This window comes from Candidatus Aquicultor sp. (genome assembly GCF_054640775.1).
In genome coordinates, this window is record NZ_JBTSLF010000074.1 from 1 (window position 1) to 13,716 (window position 13,716).

Annotated in this window: 12 protein-coding genes and 1 pseudogene; all 13 read left to right on the top strand. The window is 50.3% G+C overall.

The features are described from left to right. On the top strand, positions 1 to 443 hold a 443-nt coding region (locus tag ACYC56_RS07570; protein WP_461373573.1), incomplete at its 5' end, for a hypothetical protein. Between the two features lie 566 nt (positions 444 to 1,009). Next, positions 1,010 to 2,587: a hypothetical protein gene (locus ACYC56_RS07575; protein ID WP_461373574.1), complete on the top strand. Its 1,578-nt coding sequence runs from the start codon at positions 1,010 to 1,012 to the stop codon at positions 2,585 to 2,587. A 120-nt stretch (positions 2,588 to 2,707) separates the two neighbouring features. Next, positions 2,708 to 3,391 carry a hypothetical protein gene (locus ACYC56_RS07580; RefSeq protein WP_461373575.1) on the top strand — a complete coding sequence of 228 codons (684 nt, stop codon included), beginning with the start codon at positions 2,708 to 2,710 and terminating at the stop codon, positions 3,389 to 3,391. Continuing rightward, on the top strand, positions 3,375 to 4,367 hold the full coding sequence (locus ACYC56_RS07585) for a hypothetical protein (protein ID WP_461373576.1): 993 nt from the start codon (positions 3,375 to 3,377) through the stop codon (positions 4,365 to 4,367). The genes ACYC56_RS07580 and ACYC56_RS07585 overlap by 17 nt, the downstream gene beginning before the upstream one ends. Beyond that, positions 4,354 to 5,649 (top strand): hypothetical protein, encoded by a 1,296-nt coding sequence (locus ACYC56_RS07590; RefSeq protein WP_461373577.1) that lies wholly within the window; start codon positions 4,354 to 4,356, stop codon positions 5,647 to 5,649. Before ACYC56_RS07585 ends, ACYC56_RS07590 begins: the two co-directional genes overlap by 14 nt. 173 nt (positions 5,650 to 5,822) lie before the next feature. Beyond that, positions 5,823 to 6,383 carry a hypothetical protein gene (locus tag ACYC56_RS07595; protein ID WP_461373578.1) on the top strand — a complete coding sequence of 187 codons (561 nt, stop codon included), beginning with the start codon at positions 5,823 to 5,825 and terminating at the stop codon, positions 6,381 to 6,383. A gap of 184 nt (positions 6,384 to 6,567) precedes the next feature. After that, the gene (locus ACYC56_RS07600) at positions 6,568 to 6,996 is read left to right on the top strand and encodes an FxLYD domain-containing protein (RefSeq protein ID WP_461373579.1); all 429 of its coding nucleotides are present in this window, start codon (positions 6,568 to 6,570) and stop codon (positions 6,994 to 6,996) included. 255 nt (positions 6,997 to 7,251) lie between these two features. Continuing rightward, positions 7,252 to 9,051, top strand: a complete 1,800-nt coding sequence (locus tag ACYC56_RS07605) for an O-antigen ligase family protein (protein WP_461373580.1) — start codon at positions 7,252 to 7,254, stop codon at positions 9,049 to 9,051. 42 nt (positions 9,052 to 9,093) lie between these two features. Beyond that, positions 9,094 to 9,798, top strand: coding sequence for a tetratricopeptide repeat protein (locus tag ACYC56_RS07610; protein ID WP_461373581.1), 705 nt, complete (start codon positions 9,094 to 9,096; stop codon positions 9,796 to 9,798). A gap of 22 nt (positions 9,799 to 9,820) precedes the next feature. Then, positions 9,821 to 10,789 carry a 6-bladed beta-propeller gene (locus ACYC56_RS07615; RefSeq protein ID WP_461373582.1) on the top strand — a complete coding sequence of 323 codons (969 nt, stop codon included), beginning with the start codon at positions 9,821 to 9,823 and terminating at the stop codon, positions 10,787 to 10,789. 132 nt (positions 10,790 to 10,921) lie between these two features. Further along, positions 10,922 to 11,851, top strand: a complete 930-nt coding sequence (locus tag ACYC56_RS07620; protein ID WP_461373583.1) for a hypothetical protein — start codon at positions 10,922 to 10,924, stop codon at positions 11,849 to 11,851. Positions 11,852 to 12,135: 284 nt separating this feature from the next. Then, on the top strand, positions 12,136 to 12,837 hold the full coding sequence (locus ACYC56_RS07625) for a tetratricopeptide repeat protein (protein WP_461373584.1): 702 nt from the start codon (positions 12,136 to 12,138) through the stop codon (positions 12,835 to 12,837). A gap of 195 nt (positions 12,838 to 13,032) precedes the next feature. Continuing rightward, positions 13,033 to 13,716: pseudogene (locus ACYC56_RS07630) on the top strand (hypothetical protein); the annotation flags it as partial.

The following is a 13,716-nucleotide window of genomic DNA, read 5'->3' on the forward strand; positions in this document are numbered from 1 at the left end:
TAGCCCGTATCCCACTACTCGCACTTGTGCTGTGGATGCTGCGGAGGCGCTCGTTCCGGTATGTCTTTGATGAGAGCTTCGTAGAAGAGGCCCTCGGCAAAGGCTACGCCAGCTCGATTATCAGTGAGCTCGGCAAGGTATATGTAACGGGGTCGATATACGAAAAGTATAAGGATGTTGAGGAAAATGGCACGAGGCTCGGTGCGTTGCTAAAAACAAAACCGTTCTCACCCGATCTCGCCAAGAAGATCGCGGGAGAGCACGGCTGCACCGAGGAAGAAGCCGCCTCGATTTCCTTAGCAAAAGAGCTTAGAGGGCGCACCGTGATGCTTACCGAGAACGGCAGAATAGCGCAGATCGCAGCCGCCTACGGCATTACTGCGAAGCGGCATGATGACCTGGTGGATTCGCAATCCATGCATACGGCACATTCCCCCGCATAGGGAAACGATATGAGAAATGAAAGGCGTATCGCGCGATGCGCCTTTCATTAAAAAGCGGTTGTACGGACGGGAACTATCTTTGCTTGCATTGCAGCGATGTAGCGGTAAAACATGCCAGGGCATGTTAATAATATTACATAGTATTGTAATTTGCACTACAAATCATTATAAATCTATTTACTAACGCGCTTTCGTATGTTATGTTTACCTTAGCAATTACTCGTTTGGTTGAAAACCAAAAAGACGTGAGCAGCAGATGCGATTCAACACATAAACGAACCACTAAATAGAATTTTGACAGTACAAGAGTAGGCAATATTTGAGCAAGACCTGCAAAGTAATACCTCGAACCACACTATCTAAGTTTTTCTCTCGAGCTTCAAGCAAGGTGCTCAAGAACATCGATCGAACGTAGCTAGCATTTATTTAAGCGCTATACAATACAATGCGTCCGCAAGGCTCAAGCCCGAGCCCAACGCCAACGCCGTGTATAACCGGGCAATGGGATAAGCTTTGCGGTCCATTCGATGTAACCTTTTACTTTACCTGAAAGGAGGTGAAATTGAATGAAAAAGGCTTTGATTATCTTAATGGCTATGGCTTTCGTGCTTTGTATATCAAGCGTCGCATTTGCAGCAGCGCCACCGGCTGTTGTCAGCTCTAACGTTGTTACACCTACGGCCGGAGAATTCTTTGGTGATCCTGCCAGTGATACAACCTATAACAACGTTGACGGTCAGTCGAACTGGACGTATAAAGATAACTACGATACTACCCTTCCTAACGGCAATACCGCCAAATATGAGGGCTCGTATTCGAAGTTCCAGCATACCGATGGCCCTGTTACAACGGCTGACGGCAGTACGCAAACAGATGCTGGGTATTACCAGGGTTTTGCAGATGAAGGTACAACAACCAGCACAGGCACGATGAGAGGCCCACACGGTGACTATGCCACGACTTCGAATAAGTGCAAGACTTGCCACGGAGTCCACCGTGCTGACGGTATCTACGAGTTGTTGCGGTCAGACGATCCTGACAGCGCGTGCGATTACTGCCACGTAGGGTCCGCTATCCATAGCATTAGAGCAGCGTACTATCGCTCAACGGCCGGCAAATACACCAGCAACGGTCACACGATCGGTTCCGGCCCCGAGATTCCTGACAGCTCAGTATGGCAGTGGCAAGAAGTACGGACTATCTCTAGCGCCAATGGCTCCTCCCTTCAGATTAAAGCTCGTGCCTATAACCCGGCAGAGAACAAGATCTTTAAGACAGGTGGTCATGGTGGATTGAAGCGTACAGGTCCGTACCTACTGCAGTGCCAGACCTGTCACTCTGTACACAACGGCAACCAGTTGACCTGGAAGCCGGGTTCGGATACCGACGGTTACATGCTCCTGAGAAACTCTCCATCGGGTTCATGCGACAGCTACACGGCTATGACCCAGTACAAGGGAGTGACCTTTACGAGCCATGGTGCTACAACACCAAATCTCGCGCAAGTTCTTGTCCCGGAGACAACGATGACTTCCGGCAACACCGGTGGTCCAACGACTTCGACGGGCAAGGATGCTGGTACGGTATTTACCCTCTGGACGCAATGGCAGGGCCCCGATACCGGCGTTAACGATGGCGCGCACCTCGCTGTATGGTGTGCCGACTGCCATAACCTCAACATCGGTTATCCGGTTAAAGACCTCGGCCAGGGTGCCAACAACACATTGTTTGGTAAGTACTCGCACGTCGACCGTACCCACCCGGTACCTTACATGCAAGCGGGAACAGGCGCCAACAACGCTTCGGATTGCTACAGCTGTCACGTCACGGATATGTATCCGGCGACTGCCAGCAGGTGCGGTAACTCGTGCCATATCACGCCAAACGGCTACAAGGGTATGCGCGCGAAGTCTGACTTCCCGCACTCCGGTGATGAGGGCTCGACCAAGCTGCTCGGCGATATGCCGACAGGCGCAGGTATTGCATCTTACGTAATGCCTGACGGTACCACTACGGACACACCGTTCACGTATGGTACTGACGAGTCTGGCAACCCGATTACCGGCGCGTACGACACGACCACGGAGCAAATCGACAGTGTTTGCTTGAGGTGTCACGCAGAGGATGTCGGTGTTACCCAGTAACACGAGAAATGCACTCAATAAAGGCGCTGGCAAACACCAGCGCCTTTATTACTTTAGAGCTGCTAGCTTGACCATTTAACAAGCTAGACGGTGAAATCTTAAGAACGAGCGAGAGGTTTATTGAAAATGCAAAGTCCGGCAGCCAGGCACAAAATATCGGCAGACCACATCGTTATCGGAATCGTCGCCGCGGCAATCGTGCTCTCTCTTTTCACGGCGATATTCTACGCTGTCGGGGAGTCATCAGCGATGGGCGTCTATACGAAGGACGCATTAGAACAGCACCCCTCGCCTGGTTCCATGCAGCAGAGTAGAGCTGAGAAGCCAAAACCGACTATCGAACCGCTTAGCCTTGTCCCATCAAACATAAAGGATTTCAGTACCAACGCGCATCACGAGACCCCGGGCAGCGACGGGCGTGCGGCAGAAGCGATTTACCAGCCGCAAGGCGACCGATTCACACAAGTCATGCCGCTCAACAGCTACGTGTTGGTATCATATCAGGACAACGATGAGCAAGCCGCTCAAGAGATTAGGAAAACCCTTGAGGGAAGGTTCCCAAAAGACCGGAAAGACATCCAAATCGAGACGCTACGCGCGTCATCGGGATTCTCAAACGACAGCGGAAGTTATTTTACCGGTTGGGTCTACCAGGGATTTTCCGTCAAGATAATAACGACATATATAAATGCTGTTCCGGCTAACCCGGAAATAGGCCTGCAAAAAGTCGGCGACATTCTTTCACAAAGAATCAACCTATACATAAGCAATCCAAAATATAGGAAAGGTGATCAGACAAATTAGCGTGATCGCTGATATGAATTTAAAGAAAAGTACGATTGTATTTGCCGTAATCGGCATAGTAATTGTAATCGCAAACAGTATATCCACCCTTTCATCGCAGCCGTCGTTCTGCGGCTTATGCCATGGACATGAATATAACGCCTGGCAGAAGAGCAAGCATAGTAAACTCAACTGCAATTTCTGTCACCGCCGTCCCGATACGATAAGTTTTATCGGGCAACGGCTCGATATCGTGCGCATGGTCGCTCTCTCCCCTTCCGTCCTGCTAAACCGGCAACCGGTTGTGGCGAAAGTGCCGAGTGTCGCCTGCCGCTCATGCCATTCCGATACGAACAAGACCGTCGTCAACAAAAACATCCGCATCAATCACACAGCGATCATTAAAGCCAACTACATGTGCACCGAGTGCCATAGTACCGTAGTCCACGGAAAAGCCGTGCCGAATCCGCGCATAAGCTCCATGGATAAATGCGTCGATTGCCATGCCACAGGCCGACCCGGTGCTGACTGCAAAATTTGCCATGTAGAAAATGTGGGGCAAATCGACCGTACATTTAAAGGTCCATGGCAGATCACGCATAGTAAGGATTGGCGTAAACTGCATGGGATGGGCGATGTTAAGAGTTGTCAGGTCTGTCATTCAAGCGATTTCTGCTTGATGTGTCACTCGGTGACCATGCCGCATCCGGACTCGTGGCTCAACATCCATGGCCCCGAAGCCCGTAAATCGAGACAGGGCTGTCTAAAATGCCATCAGGAATCGCTCTGTAACAGCTGTCACCAAATCGAGATGCCGCATCCTGCGACGTTCTTAGAAGCACATCCAAGAGTTGTCGGCAAACGCGGCAGCCAGGTCTGCTATAGCTGTCACCAGAAACAGGGCTGCGACCGATGCCATGCACAACATATCCATCCCGGCTTACCAAAGGATGCCTTGAAGCAGTTAAGGAAGGGGATGGGCAATGGATCCGACTAACTCTTCCACGGCAGCACGGATAAGTCTTGGCGAGATGTACACGAAGATTATGAAGAGCATCGCCGATACGATCAACAGCCCGTATTCCGACCCGGCACAGACCATGCTGCTGGCCGGTATCCTCCTGGTCATCCTTTGCTTCTTAGGAATCGCAGGATACTTGATCTATACGGCTATCATGGACCGCAAGAAGCTGAAATTGCCAAAGGTCGTTTTAAAACGGGAGCCGCGAGCGGCAAAAGAGCGCCTCATAAGCATGACGGTCATGACCGTATTGGTAGGTGCGGCCGTTATCTATGGGTTCAATTATCTGGATCAACCGGGCATCTGTACAAGCTGCCATCAAGATAAACAGGCCACGGAGAGCACTGCGACAAAACACAAAGGAATGAGCTGTGTCAGATGTCATGAAGGTTCCGGTATATCCGGTTACATTACCGGCAAGTTTGATTATGCAAGGTGGGCGATGGCGTATTTAAGCGGAGCGGGTGTACAGCCGCAACAGGCACAGATCTCTAACGATGCGTGTCTCCGCTGCCACCAGGATATCCCAAGAAAAACGGTGAAGCGCTTCAATATCCGCGTCAGCCATAAAGAGTTTCTGGCTATCGGTGAGTCCTGCACCAGTTGCCATGCAAGCGCACCACACGCGATTGTAAACAAAACCGATCGTATAAGCATGAATAAGTGTATCAATTGCCATAACAGCCAGAAAGCGAGCGCTTCGTGCACCCTCTGTCATCCAAACCAGGCCGATACCAATATACGCACCGCAAGCCGAGGGTTCTTGCGAATCGATGTGCAGCCGCTGACGAATTGTCGTGGCTGTCATCCACCCGCGATGTGGAAGGGAGAGTGTATACGGTGTCATGGACTAGAATTGCCCCATCCTCCCGGATGGAAAGAGGGCAGTCACGCCAAGCTCGCCTTTACAAACCGGGCGCTGTGCGACAAGTGCCATCCGCAGCCAGCGGGTATGCAACCGGCCGAGTTTCCTCATCAGGGCGTAGATGGTGTTGCGAAAAGCTACTTCTGCAACAAGTGCCATGAATTCCCTGCACCACATGGCCCGACCCGGCAGTGGATACGCCAGCACGGCCCGGCAGCCTATACTCAGATACCGGTGCAGACAAAGGTATGTATACAGTGCCATGGCGATGGCGACCCGGTACGCAACTGCGCTAACTGCCATGGCGATTTCTGTAACAAGTGCCATAGCGATAATCGTCATGCTAAAGCATCGACACTATTCGGCCAGGGAGGCTCGCTGGAATCGCCGTAGAGTGACTCTAGCCCGGACCGTAACCTGCCGGAGGTATGTTCCGGCATCAAGCGGCCAGAACTGTTAAAGGAGGTAATATGCGTCGTTTGGCGCTAAGCAAGTCGAAAGTGCTCTTACACAGCACCCAGTATAAACCGTGTATTTGTAAGATGTGTTAAGGAGGTATGAGATCTATGGATCTATATTTGAAGAACAACAAGACCGCTCTGATCATTACAGCGTTGATTGTAACTGCCGCTGCCATCTGGTTTTTAAGCATGCTCAACGCCGATAACGGCGTGCCGCCCGTCGGCACTATTGCGGCTAGCCCGGATGTACATAGCGAGAAAAATGAACTTACCGGTGTGAAGCTAAAAGAGAAGATTACCAATGATCTGCAGGATGACATCAAGTTGATGCAGGCCAAAAACCCGCATGACTACACAAAAGGTCTAACAGGGCGGGCTCTGCGCCAATTCCAGACCGCGTACGAGAAAGACTTCGGCGGCGGTAAAATCAGGGTACGCGTTTATAAGACCACCGATATAAAAGTAATCGGTATGCAGTTCGGCGTGCCTGAAGCAATCTACAAATTCACCGATAACAGCTACTACATCGATGCTAAAACACGCCAGCCCGTAAGCAAACCGCTTAACGTAAAACGGGAGTGGGCGTTGGGTCTTGCGAAAGATGCCGGAGACCATTGGAAAGTGTCCCTCATAATGGGCGCAGCAAAAAACAGTCGGCATCCGTAAAAGAGTAGAGGAGATATTTACGGCACATTTTATTGACCGTACTCTTGCAGGCTGCTACTTTTAAGGTGGCCGCAGCGATCTCTTATTACAATCTGTTATCAGTGTGGTATAGCAACCGGTTATAACATAATTTAATAGGCAGTCCTTGCCCATAATACAGCATCAAACAGGAGGAAGTTTTATCATGAAGAATAGCTTTGCTAAGCTATTGCTCAGCCTACTAATACTGACGTTAATTCTACTCGCAGCAGGCTGCAGCAGCTCGTCGTTAGTGGGCGCAGTAAAATCTCCGGGCGCCGGAGGAGGAAGTGCGCTGGGCGGCAAAGATCTCAACGACATTAAAGGCATGCTCGGCTTTGAGGTAGGCGGCCATTATCCGGATAACTACGGCCTTTCGCGCGTTTACGGTACGGTGACAAACGGCAGCAAACAAAATTTGAGATCGGTTACCCTTGCGATCAGTTTTGGCAAGAGGGGCCAGGGCATAAAGGTTGGAGAGGTAGAGGTTAAAGGCCTGCCTGCCGGAGAGAAGAAAAGCTTTGATATTGCAACAACGGTCAATGCATCCAGTAAGGGTGAATATAACATCAATCTTATTGGTGCGACGCGGTAGCGATAGAATTTCGGGTACTTGAGAAAGAGGTAGGCTATTATCTCCCCTGCGGCTCAGGAAAAGCAGCGGTTAAATATCGTCGAAGTCGGCATTATCGGCTTTGTTTCCGTATACCCGCTTCTCGTCAACCCGCTTTCTTCGCCGGTCTTCGGGCTTCCGAAGCTTACCTTTCTTAAGCTTTTCTCACTGGCAATAGTAGCGCTTTACCTAGCGCGCTCGATTCGGGCAGGACGGTTCACATGGGCGGTCTCGACCATGCGGCTTCCCTTGGTCGCATTCTTCATGCTCGTGTTTATCTCAGGCCTGCAATCGGTAAGCCCACCCACCTCGTTACAGGGCCAATACGGCCGGTGGGAAGGGTTATCGACGCTGGCGTGCTACGTTGCGCTGTACCTGGTCGCGCATAACGTTGCGGCCAATAAAAGGCTACTAAAACCGTTGTTCTTAGCGATACTTATCTCTTCGATACTGGTCTCAACGGTTGCGATTATCGAGTATATCTGGACGAACCCGTTTTTATTATTCGCCAAAGTGTATTGCGCCGCCGGGTTTGGACGGCCTAACGCATTCGAATCCGGACGGAGCATGGCCACATTTGGCAACGCCATGTTCCTCGGCGCCTACTATACACTTATCATCCCCCTTATCGTTTCCTATCTATCATCCCGGGATAAGGTTACCGTCCCTAGGGCCCTTCCCTATCTTGCGCTCCTTCTTTCGACCATCGCCTTGCTTGTAACATTCGGCAGGGCCGGGTGGCTGGGAACCGCAGCCGGGGTTATCCTGGTGGGCTGGTTTAACTGGAGAACCATCAAGAGTTCAAAGTCTCAGATACTCATCTTGGTAGCGATTCTGCTCATCGCCCTGGCCGGCGTAGGCGTAACTGGGACAACATACTCGCTCTCCAGCAGGGCCGCCTCGATAGTTAAGATCGAAGGAAGCTCGCTTACCAGAATCCAGATGTGGAATGCATCGCTTCCCCTCGTGGCCGACGCTCCGCTTCTCGGCTCGGGCCCCGATACGTTTAAATATGTTTTTGGCAAATACAAACCCCAGGGATGGACACAGCACGCCGGTGACCCTCTTCTCGATAGAGCCCATAACGACGCATTGCAGACCGTGGTGACCAGCGGCATGATAAGCCTAGTCGCTTACCTTTGGATCTTTGTTACGTTTATTGGCTTAGGGATAAAAAGGCTTCGCTCGGCGAGGTCTGTACGTGAAGGCTGGCTCACCGCCGGTCTGCTCGGCGCATTACTCGCATACTGGATACAGCTGCAATTTAACTTCAGCCACTTTTCGGTCGCCCCTCTGTTTTGGATTTTCTTAGGTATAGAAAGCAGGCTGCTCTTCACCCGGGGCCAGGGCCGGATAGTCGAGACAGGACTGGAAGGATCGAAAAAACCGCTGGCTGTCGGCTTTATTGTGCTCGCGTGCACCTACCTGGCAATACTCAGCAGCATACCGCTCGTAGCCGATATCCACTTTGCTCGGGGCCGTGACCTTGAGAGCGTGGGTAAATTCTCCCAGGCAGTCAGCGAATATAAGACGGCATCATCGCTTAACGTAACCGAGCCATTATATAAGACTTCGCTTGGCCAAGCGCTCTTTAAGCTTGGTAGAAAAACTGGAAACCAGGAATATTTGAGCCTCGGCACATCGGCATTCGAGCAAGCGCAGCATATCAACCCCATCAACGAACAGGCCTACTTCACAGCAGCAGCCTCGTACCTGGTTGCGGGTCGTGCCGGCAAACCCGTATATCTAAAAAAAGCAATCGAGAATAACAGCCGGGGCCTTGTGCTAAACCCGGTAATGGTCGATGCATACATCGATATGGGTGTTGCATACGCTTATCTAAACAATTACGATGAAGCCATCAGTACGTGGAGTCGAGCCCTTGCAATCGAGCCTAACAACGACCGCGTATATTATGATCTCGGGTGGATACACGAACGGAAAGGTAACCGCGTGCAGGCAAAACAGGCATACGGAAAGGCGTTACGACTAAATCCAAAACTACGTGAAGCGAGAGCGGCGTATGACCGCTTGTAAAAACCTTGAGTTTGCTATACTCTTTTCGGTAAGGTGCTTTGTATGACTTATGAGCAAGATACGGAATTCTCCGACTTTTTTAAAACTGACGTTGACGAGCAAGCCGAGCAGCAAGAAACCAAGGCAGGGGAAAAAATTAGCCTCTGGCTGGCTGGCTCAATTATCCTCTTTCTAATCATTGTTTTTGCCGTTGCAGCGCTCATCGTGCAAAGGGTCTATTTCGAGCCGCCCGTTGTGAGAACCGCCGTCGAGAGAGACCTGATTAAATACAAGGAAGCGGTGAAACGAAATCCCCGAGATGCAGAGGCGTATGTAGGCCTCGCCGGCGTGTACCTTGAGATCGAGCAGGTAGATAATGCAATCGACCAGCTTGACAAGGCCATTGAGATAGAACCGCGCTCCTGGAACGCGCATTTTGAGCTCGGTATGGCTTATACCGGTAAGCAAGAGCCCAATATCGCCGCAAGCCATTTCTGGCAGGCGGTAGCGATCGATCCGAACAACGAACTCGCGTTCTACCAGCTTGGAAAACTGTACCAGGACCAAAAGCAATACGGTCAAGCCGTTCAAGCTTTTCAAAAGACCTTAAAGGTAAATCCAACGCTTGCGGATGCCCACTACTTCTTGGGCTGCTGCTACGAAAAGACCAACAAAACCGATCTCGCGATAAAAGAGTATCGAGAAGCGTTAAAATACGTTCAGAGTTACCCGGAGGCCGAAAAGGCTTTGAAGCAACTCGAAAAATAAGATTAAGCGTAGGTTTGAAAGTATGCAGAGAATCAGTTTAAGAAGTTTTCTTATTACATTGCTGGCAATACTTGTGGTGATGACGTTAATCCTGCTCTACCTGTATTACCTCATCTCCCGTCCGCCTGGTATGCCCCCAGTGCAAACTAAAAACATGAAACACCTCTATAGCATTTACGGTTACGGCACAAAGGACGATGAGCTGCTCTATCGACCGACCGATGTATGCTTTGATGATGAGGGCAACATCTATATCGCCGATACCGGGCGTGCAAGGGTACTTGAGTTTCGCTCAGGCGGACAGTTCTTGCGTAAAATCGGCCGCAAAGGGGTCGGGCCGGGCGAACTCATGGAACCGGTCGGCGTCACCACCTCCAAAGACGGCAAGCTCTATGTCGCCGATAAGGCGTTAAGCAAGGTCGTGATATACGATAGGGGTGGTCACTACTTAAGCGAGTTTAAAGTTATGGTGCCGTTTAAACCATATGTTGCAAACGGCAAACTCTATCTCTCGACCTATGGCCACGTCATAGTCTACGATCTCAAAGGGCATGTATTAGCCAAGTGGGGCCATCAGGGGCGCGCTGAGGGCGATATGGATTCACCTTCAGGTCTGACAGTCGGTAAAGATGGCAGCGTCTACATATCAGATTCATTAAACCTAAGACTCGAAGCGTTTTCGCGTGATGGCGGCCTCTTATGGGTTAAAGGTAAACCTGCCGAGGACATCAAAGCGGTGGGCAGGACATTCGGCCTCCCCTGCGGTATCGTAATGGATGATAAAAACCTTCTTTACCTGATAGACGCATTCGATAACACAATAAAAGTGCTTACTCCAAAAGGTGAACAGATCGCAACGCTGAGCAAACAGGGCTCTAGGGAAGGCGAGTTGAACCTGCCATCCGGTATTGCGTTCGACCAGGATGGTGTGTTTGCTATCGCTGATAAATTCAACGATAGAGTGCAGGTCGTAAAGATAACGGTTGAGTAGCGAGCCGGTACTTGAATCCCGTATTAAGGTATATTTGGGCTTGAATGCAAGCGAGCTTTATGTTAGTATAGATTCGTTAGTTCGGTTATTTGGTGTTTAGGCAGTGCAAAGGTTTTTAGCAAGTAGGTTTTTATGCGTGTAGTAAGCAAAAGCGTACTCCTCGTTGCAGCAATCTTCTCTTTTATCGTAGCAACAGCATCAACAGCTCTGGCGATTGAGCCGACCACAACGGTGGCAGGCTACAATTGGCCGCAGATTTACGACTCGACCACAAATACGCCGCACGGCGGGTACACGACAACAACAAATAAATGTCAGGAATGCCATGCGGTGCACCTTGCGACCGGCAGTTACATGCTGACCAGGGCGAACAAAAGAGCTGAGACCTGCGATTTCTGCCATAACTATGGTGGACCTGGCGTCGGAACCGATGTCATGATGAATGCGGAGGGCCACGGCCTGGATGCCACGCAGACGGCTTCGACCACGATTACCGCCCCGGACGACACTATCCCCTCGTATCAGGTACAGACCGCGAAATGGGGCTGTCTCGAGTGCCATTCGGTACACGACAACCAGACGGTTAAGCTTACGGGGGAAACATCAACCTATTTACTAAAATCGAACCCGAATCCCGGTAAGACATATCTCTTCTATACCGTCACGACCGGTGAATCCTCGGAGACTATGTCTGAATGGTGCTCAACTTGTCACAACGCCGATTTCGGGCGCCATGATGATACGCAAACCGTGAAGAACGTCATGCTCGGCACTACGACTACGACGGTTTACGGCCATGATTGCTCCGGCGGAGGCTACAGCACCGATTCTGTCACAGGATATGCGGTGGTTACGGAGACTGACACATCAAACGAAGGTCCAACCTGCAAGCAATGCCACGTAGCGACGGGCACGGGCGGCAATTTCCCACACTCTTCTGAAAACACGTCACAGGCCGGCGACACACAAACCGTGGCACCGGATATGCTGATGGCCGGCACAATAGCCAATCAACTCGATAAGGTGTGCGAAACGTGCCACAATACCGCTTCCCTTCAGTAGCAGGGACAACGGTATGTACTGCTAGCATATGCACAGCCGACTTCACCTGCATTTACCATAATTTATGCGCTTGCTAATAAATTCGATTTTTGCGATAATATTAATGTGGTAACTACCGCAGGAATAAGCAATTTTGGTGGTGATTTTTAACTACATGCAACAACTACCCACCTCATCAATCTTGACCTTCAAAGATCACCCAACCACAGTAAAGATGGATTAAAGAGCCGGCTTGAGGAATTGTTTCAGCCTGGCTTTTAATTAACTACAGGAGGTTTTTATTAATGGGTTATAGGGGCAAACCTAGTATCTCACGCACTAAGACACTGGTAATCGCGGCTGCGGTCGCACTGGTTGCGATTATTGGAATCACCGGATTTCTTGGAGGGTGCGGCAGCAAAGGCAAAGATGAGACAAAACTTTCTTCAGCCGATATAGCAAAGGCGAAAAAGAACGGTACGCAGTTATATCAGCAAGGTAAGCTGGACCAAGCGATACCAGAGCTTAAAAAAGCCGTGGAAGGCGATCCAAAAGACATGCAAGTGCAGTTTCAGCTTGGGTATGCCTACGAGCGAAAAGGGCGACTTGACGACGCATATAAGCAGTATGGTGAAATACTTAAGGTGAATAAAGGGTCCGCCGATGCTCACTATAATGTGGGCAGGATTTTGGTGCAAAAAAAGCAGCTTGACAAAGCTATCACCGAATTTGAAACGGCGGCAAAAATGAATCCTAACTTCACCGCTGACTATGCTGCACTGGCAGATGCTTATACGCAGAAAAAGGAGTTTTCAAAAGCCCTTGCCACATATGACGGGCTGGCGAAAATCATAGGCTCCTCTGATAGCCTTTACCTGGCGCGTATACACAGCTCTAAAGGACTGATTTACAGGCAGCTGGGCCAGAGCGTTAATGCCAGAAGTGAATTCGAGCAGGCCTTAAAGTTAGACAAGAACAATAAGGAGGCTATAGCAGGCCTTAAGTAGTAAGCTGTAGTTGGCTCGGTTGGGATTATCCGGTTTCAAGTAATAAAGTTGTGTGCAAGAAGCAAGACCTAGTTTTTCAGATTAACATATTTCAGTAACAGTGGTAACAGTGGTTTACAAGTAGCAGTTCATGTTGTAGCAGAGGTGATACACGACTATGAAGCTTCTTTTGCACCCATTTCATAATTGGGTGATATGTTCCATTTTAAAAGGCTCTTTCGCGAATTATCATACGATAAGCTAGCAAGGCTGACCCTGTTTTTTGCGGTTGCCTTGCTTTTGGTATTTTTTGTAGACATAGCAAGCGCTTTTGCGGGAACCCTCACGGTCTCAGATTCCTCAACCGGTAATAGTGTGGCCGTTCGGGGCCAAACCCACGTTGCCGATGTTTTAAGGCTTTATGCTTCCCCGCCTGATACTGTGACCGTTACCGATGTCACTGTCGATACGAGCGGCACGGCACTCGATTCCGACATCAGTTTAGTTAAACTTATTTCAGATACCAACGGCAATGGCGCTATCGATGACGGCGAGCCGGTGCTTGCATCGACTACGACGGCAGGCAATGTTGCGCAGTTTACCGGGTTGGCCATCGATATTTCACCTGATACCACTGCCACCCTTCTGGTCGCATTCGATATCTCGGGTTTTGCGACGCTTGGCAGAACGATTCAGAGTACTCTTCATTATAATGTTGACCCATCGCTCAGCGACATTAAGGTCGATGCTGCAAGCACGGTTAATCCTTTTCCAGACCTTATCGGCACTTTGGCTACCATTGATTCTGGCGGTGAGACGCTCTCCGTCAGCCAGGCAAGTGTTGCCGATACCGCGACGGCGCAGGGCCAGGGCTCGGTCGTGCAAAAACTTCTGCTTCAT